Source organism: Nocardia cyriacigeorgica NBRC 100375 (assembly GCF_000308555.1).
Taxonomy (GTDB): Bacteria; Actinomycetota; Actinomycetes; order Mycobacteriales; family Mycobacteriaceae; genus Nocardia; species Nocardia cyriacigeorgica.
In genome coordinates, this window is sequence record NZ_BAFY01000119.1 from 24,415 (window position 1) to 31,362 (window position 6,948).

Below are 6,948 nucleotides of genomic sequence, written 5' to 3' on the forward strand. Positions count from 1 at the left end.
TCACACCTTCAGGGAGGAGATGGTGGTGGACAGGAACCCGGTGACAACCCCCGAAGCCGCCGGAATCATCAGCAGCTTCGACCCGGCCGGAATGTTGTCCTCGCCGAGCTGATCGTGCAGCACGATGAAATGTGATGTGGTGGAGGTGTTTCCGTACTTGTGGATGACATTGAGGTCCGGCGGCATCGGGGTGCCGAACTCCCGTTCGCCGATGGCGTTCATGTACGGCACGGCGGCCGCGCCGAACTGGTGGTGGATGATGTAGTCGAATTCCTCGTCGGCGAACGTGCGACCGCGTTTTGCCAGGAAGTCGCGCTGGGTGTCGGTCCACAGCAGGAACCGGGACTCGTTGTGCATCTTGCGGTTGTCGGTGTAGAGGGCCACGCCCTGGGTCTTGTCGCTCGGCATGCCGAGGCACAGATGCGAATACTCCGAGGCCGTCATCATCTCGATGTAGTGGATCTTGTCGGCGTCGTCGACCGCCTGATCGAGCACCAGTGCGCACCCGGAATCGCCCACGGTGAGCGAGGCGAATTGCAGATCGTATTTCTCCGAGATCTCGTTCACCGCGGTATCGGAAATGGGTGTGATCGCCTCACCGCTGACCACGAGACCATTGCGGACCGCGCCGGACCGAATCATTCTGTCGAGAATGTAGGTGCCGGTGAGCATTCCGGCGCAGGCATTCGAGATATCGAACGTGATGGCGTTGGTCGCGCCGAGCGCGCGTCCGATGGCAGAGGCGAACGACGGCTCCATGTACATCCGGGTGGCGTTCTTGCTGCGCGTGATCGAGGTGGAAATGATGATGTCGATCTCCGAAGCCGCATAACGTGACCTGGACAAACAGTCGGCGGCGGCGGCCATGGCGAGGGTGAACGAATCCTCCTCGTGGCCCGGCCGGGTATCGCGGACGCGGCGCTCGGTGACGCCGGTGATCCGTTCGAGATCGAATGACGGCGGAATTGCCAACCGGGACAACACCTCATCGGTGGTGACGGTGTGTGAAGGCAGATAGGCGCCGATGGATTCGAATCGAGAATGCAGCACGTGGGCTCCTGAAATCGATGACGAATGCGTTCGGGATCGTTCCTGGGGTGATCGACGCCGCGGACATTACCCGACGGTAACTAGCGCCGGGATCCGGCGAAGTCGCGAACGATGCTGAGGCACCGCGGGATTGGCCTTGCTGTATCGTGCGGTATCACTAATCTGGTCACCGTGTGGCTATGACCCGTTGGTGACCCGCCACCCTGATGGATGGGAACGCCGCAGTTCCTCACTAGCCGGACAGCTCAGGCTGGCGAACGCGTGGCTATCGCCTCGGAAGGCTGTGCGGTCCGGTCCTTTTCACCGCTGGCTGTGAGTGACTTCACTGTCCGCGCCGGGGTGCGGGCCTGCGTGGGAAGCCTCGATACTCACTGTGGGGCGGCCGGAAAGATTCCGGGCAGCTCCATCGCGTAATTGAGATCGTCGGTATTGCCGAGAGTTGCCAGCACGACGCGGATCATGGTGACGCGGGCGGCGGCCACGGTCTCCGGGTCGGGCTCGGAGCCGGGCGCGGCGCTCGCCGAGATGCGATAGACGACGTACTCGCAGACGTGCAGTGCGGCGTCCAGATCCAGGGGCGAGGGGATGGGGCGGCCCAGTTCGCTGAACTTCTCACGCACGGTCGCGCGGATTTCGTCGAGGGCCCGCTCCCGGTAACCGGACACCGGGGACGCCGGATCATGCAGTTCGGCGAACAACGGGCGCAGCATCGGGCCGTGGCCGCGGGCCCAATCCAGGAAGGCGTCGATGAGCCGGATGCCGAGTTCCACGCCTTCGGCGGTGACGGTCAGGGCATTGCGGATGCCCTCGACCAGGCCCTCGTTGGAGGCGTCGAGTACCAGCAGCAGTGGCTCGGTGGCATTCGCGAAATAACGGTAGAACGTCGGCCGGGCAATTCCGGCCTGCTCGATGATCTGCGCGACGCTCAAACCGCGCGTGCCGGTCCTGCTGAACACCTCCGCGGTGGCGAGCACGATCCGGGACCGCACCTGCTCGGCCTGCTGCTTGGTCTGCGGTGGCCTGCCGCGTCGCGCGGTGGTCTCAGACATGGCCGACCCTCACGCCGCGGATCGGTTCATGGCTCTCGTGCACATCGGAGAGCTTGACATGGCGCTCGTCACGGATATTAATCTAACACCAGTGTTCAATTAATCCACCGATCGCAGGAGAAGGCCGATCATGACGACTGCCCGGCACACCGACGCCGACGCGCTGTCCCCGGCGCTGGTGAAACCGCTGCTCGCCCGTGCCGCCGCCGGCGGTGCGCCCTCGGTGGAGGTCTTCGCCCCGGCGACCGGCCGCAAGATCGCCGACCTGCCGCAGTCCTCGACCACCGATATCGACGCGGCCTTCGACCGTGCCCGGCAGGCCCAGCGCGCATGGGCGGCGCGCCCGGTCCGGGAGCGGGTGGCGGTGCTGCGCCGCTTCCACGACATCGTGCTGAAGGAACAGGACACGATCCTCGATATCGTGCAGACCGAGACCGGCAAGTCCCGGGCGCACGCCTTCGACGAGGTCGGCGACGTCGCGGTCAACTCCCGCTACTACGCCTCGGTCGCGGAGAAGCTGCTGGCCACCCGCAAGCCGCGCGGTGTGCTGCCGGTACTGACCAAGGTCGACGTGCGGCATCGGCCCAAGGGTGTCGTCGCGGTCATCTCGCCGTGGAACTATCCGCTGGCCCTGGCCGTGTCGGATGCGCTGCCCGCCCTGGTCGCGGGCAATGCTGTGGTCGGCCGCCCGGACAACCAGACCGCCCTCACCGCGCTGTGGGCCGTCGATGCCGCCGAACGTGCCGGGCTGCCCGCGGGTCTGTGGCAGATCGTGCTCGGCCGCGGTGCGGTGATCGGCGGTGAGGTCATCGACCGGGCCGACTACGTCGACTACACCGGTTCCAGCGCCACCGGCCGCACCATCGCCAAGCAGGCGGGCGAGCGGCTCATCGGCTACTCCCTCGAACTCGGCGGCAAGAACCCGCTGCTGGTGCTGGCCGACGCCGACGTATCGGCGGCCGCCAAGACCGCCGTACGGGCCTGCTTCGCCTCGGCCGGTCAGCTGTGCGAATCGATGGAGCGCATCTACGTCCACGACGCCGTCTACGACACGTTCGTGCGCGAATTCGTCGCCAACGTCGAGGCCGTGAAGCTCGGGGCCGACCTGGACTTCCGCGCCGACATGGGGTCGCTGACCTTCCAGCGCCAGCTGGACACGGTGCGCGCCCACGTCGAGGACGCGGTCGCCAAGGGCGCGAGGGTGCTCGCCGGCGGTAAACACCGCCCCGACCTCGGCCCTTACTTCTTCGAACCGACCGTGCTCGCCGACGTGCGGCCAGGCATGACGGTCTACCGCGAGGAAACCTTCGGCCCGGTCGTGTCGGTGTACCGCGTCAGCAGCGATGACGAGGCCGTCGAACAGGCCAACGACACCGCTTACGGGCTCAATGCCAGCGTCTGGACCAAGAACGCCGCCCGCGGACGTGAAGTCGCCGCGCGGATCAACGCCGGATCGGTCAACGTCAACGAGGGCTTCATCGCCGCCTGGGGCAGCGTCGACGCGCCCTCGGGCGGACTCGGTATCTCCGGCACCGGCCGGCGCCACGGACCCGAGGGCCTGCTCAAATACATCGACACCCAGACCATCGCGATGCAGCGGGTGCTGCCGGTCGCCCCGCTGCCGGGAATGTCGGAAGAGCTGTGGGCCAAGACCATGACGCTGTACTTCGGACTCATGAAGACGCTGCGCCAGAAGTGACCGCAGACCACCACCTATCGAACAAGGGACGCAACATCATGAAACTGGAAACGGTCGCGGGCAAGAAGTTCTGGTCACCGGTGCCGCCATGGGTCTGGGCAAGCTGTTCGCCGAACGCGCCGTCCGTGAGGGCGCCGCGGCGGTGGTGCTGTGGGATATCAACGAGGTCGCGCTGAAGAGCACCGCGGCCGAACTGGCCGCCCTCGGCGGCACCATCCACCATGTCGTCGTCGACGTCTCCGCCCCCGACCAGATCAGCGAAGCCGCCCAGGCGGTGCGCGAGGAGGTCGGCGATATCGACATCCTGGTCAACAACGCCGGAATCGTGCGTGGCAACACCTATTTCTGGGAGACCACCAACCGCGCCGACATCGACAAGACCATGGCGATCAACTCGCTGGCGCCGATGTATGTCACCCTCGAGTTCCTGCCCGCCATGGTCGCGGGCACCGGCCAGGCCCGGGTGCTGAACATCGCGTCCTCGGCCGGTCTGGTGTCGAACCCGCGGATGAGCGTCTACGCGGCCTCCAAGTGGGCCGCGCTCGGCTGGTCGGATTCGGTGCGCATCGAACTCGAGCAGGCCGGCCACGACCACGTCAAGGTGACCACGGTGTGCCCGACCTACATCGACACCGGAATGTTCGACGGCGCCAAGGGTTTCCTGCTGACCCCGATCCTGAAGCAGGAAGAGGTGGTCGAGACCTCCTGGCAGGAGATGAAGAACGGTGGGGCCCTGGTGATCCTGCCGTGGACCTCACGGCTGAACAAGGCGCTGTCGGGCATCCTGCCGCTCAAACTGCGCGACCTGTTCCTCGACACGGTGGGCGTGTACCGCTCGATGGAGGAGTTCACCGGGCGCAAGTAGTCCGCGCGCCTGCACCCACCAGGGGTCAGCGTGTGCAGATGATGGCGGTCGCGTACAGCTCGGGGGAGTGGGCGATCACCGCGGTGAGTCCCGCCTCGGCGGCGATCGCAGCGGCGGTGGTTTCCTGTTCCGCACTGATCTCGACCAGCAGATGACCGCCGGTGGCCAGCCATCCGGGTGCTTCGGCGGCTACGCGGCGGAAGATGTCGAGCCCGTCGTGGCCGCCGTCCAGCGCGGCGACCGGTTCGTGGTCGCGGGCTTCCGGTGGCATGTGCGCGATCTCGCTCGACGGCACGTAGGGCGTGTTGCAGAGCAAGATGTCGACGCGCCCGCGCAGGTGCGGCGGCAATGCGGCGAACAGATCGCCCTGATGGGCTCGGCCGCCGACCGGCTCCAGATTCTGCCGCGCGCAGGCGACCGCGACGGGATCGATATCGGCGGCGTCCAGACTGATTCGCGGCGTCCGCTTCGCCAGTTCGGTGACCAGCGCCAGCCCGAGGGCGCCGGAACCGCAGCACATATCCACCACTGTGAGTTCGGCGCGGCCTGCGGCGCGGGCCAGGGCCGCCGCCTCGTCCACCAGGAACGCCGTGCGCTGCCGTGGCACGAACACGCCCGGCCGGATACCGATACGCAGCCCGCGGAACTCGACCCAGCCGAGCAGGTATTCCAGCGGAACCCCCGCGGCCCGCTGCTCGACCAGCCGGTCGAGTTCGTCCCGATCGGTGGTCGTGTCGAGCAGCAGCCGGGCCTCGTCCTCGGCGAACACGCATCCGGCCACGCGCAGATGTGCGACCACGGCATCGAAGTTCGGATTGATCACCGCTCCAGTGTGCTGCGGCGCGGTACGGGATCGCACCGGGTTATCGGGTAGCCGAGCCGCTCGCGGCGGACAGCGCTGCTGACGTATCGGCCACGCGACTGCGCCGATCGGCGCGGCCGTCCGCCGAGCGAGTGCCACAGGGTGGAGGTCGCGGCGAGCGGCGGTCGTGCCGGGCGGTGTGCACCGGCCGGGCGGTACGGCCTGGCTGAGCGGCGTGGACCCGTTGAGCGGCGCCGGACCGGCCCGGCGATGCGTTCTTACCGATCTCAGCGCGCGGTGGCGAGCTGGAAGGTGCGGGTGGCGTCGAGGTAGATGCCGCGCTGGGCCTGCCTGCTCGGCGGCGGCAGCTGCGAGACCAGCTGTTCCAGCGACGTCATCGCGCCGACCACATGGGTTCCCGCCACGATGAAGTCGGCGACGGCGCGGCGGATGTGGTTCGGAGAAGTCACCACGACCGCGCTGGTGGCGCCGAGATCACGCAGCATCCGCGAGCTGAACAGCGCGTTCTGCACGGTGGACCCGGCCCGGTTCTCCACGTGGATACGTGAGGCGGGCAGCCCGCGCCCGACCAGCCAATGGAACATGGCATCGGCCTCGGCGACCCCGTTCTGCGGATTGCCACCGGTCACGACCACCGGGGAGAACGGCGAGGCGACCGCCTGGATCCACGCGGCCGTCAGCCGGTTCACCAGCTCGGGCCGCAGCGAACCGTCGGGCAGCAGCCCGTAGCCGAGCACCACGATGCCGGTGTGCGGGCCGACCAGCGCGGGCAGCGGATTGGGCAGGGTCGCCACCGCCGCGCCGATCGCGTTGATCACATGATCGGTACCGCCCGCCAGGCCCGCGTCGACGGCACGCAACCGGCCCATCGCGTCGGCGAAGGCAGGCACATCGCCCGCGTAATGCGACCAGATGGCCTGTAACGACAGCGCCTCGGCATCGGTGGGGTCGGCGCCGATGAGCCTGCGCAGATCGTCGCGGCCCGCGGCATCGTTGCCGGCGGTGAAGTGGCGCTGCGCGGAGTTGTAGAGGGCGTCGGTCTCCGGGCTGGCCTGGGAGGGCGCGGCGGCCAGCCCGGCGATGGTGGTCGCCGCGAACAGGGCGGCGACCAGGTTCTTCATATGCCTCGAGATCGTCACTACAGTCGACACCTTTCCACGTGTGACACGGGTTTTCGGTAGGTCAGCTGGCAGTTAGCCGGTGGCAAACACTGATCACGATACGGCCGGTAGGCCCGCGAGCGCGGGAATTGCGGCGGTAAATCCGCGACCGGATCGCGCGGATCCGCGCGGCGTGGGCCTCCGGCACACAGCGCACCGGGCGGGCCCGGTTATGCTGGGCCCCCGTGGAGACCGTTTCGCTGACCGGCAAGGAACTTGCCGCCGCCATCAATGCCGATACCAAGCAGCGTGCCGCGGCACTGTCCGAGAGCGGGACCGCGCCCACCCTCGCCCTCGTCGTC

6 protein-coding genes are annotated in these 6,948 nt (G+C 67.6%); 2 read left to right on the forward strand and 4 right to left on the reverse strand.

Annotated elements, in window-relative coordinates; genetic code table 11:
* Nucleotides 1-1,050 carry a 3-oxoacyl-ACP synthase III family protein gene (locus RJ05_RS11295; protein WP_036536588.1) on the reverse strand — a complete coding sequence of 350 codons (1,050 nt, stop codon included), beginning with the start codon at nucleotides 1,048-1,050 and terminating at the stop codon, nucleotides 1-3.
* 368 nt (nucleotides 1,051-1,418) lie between these two features.
* On the reverse strand, nucleotides 1,419-2,099 hold the full coding sequence (locus RJ05_RS11300) for a TetR/AcrR family transcriptional regulator (protein WP_036536591.1): 681 nt from the start codon (nucleotides 2,097-2,099) through the stop codon (nucleotides 1,419-1,421).
* A 130-nt stretch (nucleotides 2,100-2,229) separates the two neighbouring features.
* Between RJ05_RS11300 and RJ05_RS11305 the strand changes: the two genes are divergently transcribed.
* A complete protein-coding gene (locus tag RJ05_RS11305) occupies nucleotides 2,230-3,798 on the forward strand; it encodes a succinic semialdehyde dehydrogenase (protein WP_036536593.1) in 1,569 nt (522 codons plus the stop codon).
* Between the two features lie 88 nt (nucleotides 3,799-3,886).
* Nucleotides 3,887-4,663 carry an SDR family NAD(P)-dependent oxidoreductase gene (locus tag RJ05_RS11310; RefSeq protein ID WP_051016435.1) on the forward strand — a complete coding sequence of 259 codons (777 nt, stop codon included), beginning with the start codon at nucleotides 3,887-3,889 and terminating at the stop codon, nucleotides 4,661-4,663.
* A 25-nt stretch (nucleotides 4,664-4,688) separates the two neighbouring features.
* On the opposite strand, the gene RJ05_RS11315 is transcribed toward RJ05_RS11310, so the two are convergent.
* Both RJ05_RS11315 and RJ05_RS11320 read right to left on the reverse strand, forming a co-directional pair.
* Nucleotides 4,689-5,486 (reverse strand): putative protein N(5)-glutamine methyltransferase, encoded by a 798-nt coding sequence (locus RJ05_RS11315; protein WP_036536595.1) that lies wholly within the window; start codon nucleotides 5,484-5,486, stop codon nucleotides 4,689-4,691.
* A 266-nt stretch (nucleotides 5,487-5,752) separates the two neighbouring features.
* Complete coding sequence (locus tag RJ05_RS11320) at nucleotides 5,753-6,607, reverse strand: YdcF family protein (RefSeq protein WP_081597281.1); 855 nt, start codon at nucleotides 6,605-6,607, stop codon at nucleotides 5,753-5,755.
* Between the last annotated feature and the right edge of the window lie 341 nt (nucleotides 6,608-6,948).

What these genes read in the sequence shown, in the direction of transcription:
- RJ05_RS11310 (WP_051016435.1), top strand. Translation starts at nt 3,887, where the DNA reads ATGGGTCTGGGCAAGCTGTTCGCCGAACGCGCCGTCCGTGAGGGCGCC.
- RJ05_RS11320 (WP_081597281.1), bottom strand. Translation starts at nt 6,607, where the DNA reads ATGAAGAACCTGGTCGCCGCCCTGTTCGCGGCGACCACCATCGCCGGG.
- RJ05_RS11305 (WP_036536593.1), top strand. Translation starts at nt 2,230, where the DNA reads ATGACGACTGCCCGGCACACCGACGCCGACGCGCTGTCCCCGGCGCTG.
- RJ05_RS11300 (WP_036536591.1), bottom strand. Translation starts at nt 2,099, where the DNA reads ATGTCTGAGACCACCGCGCGACGCGGCAGGCCACCGCAGACCAAGCAG.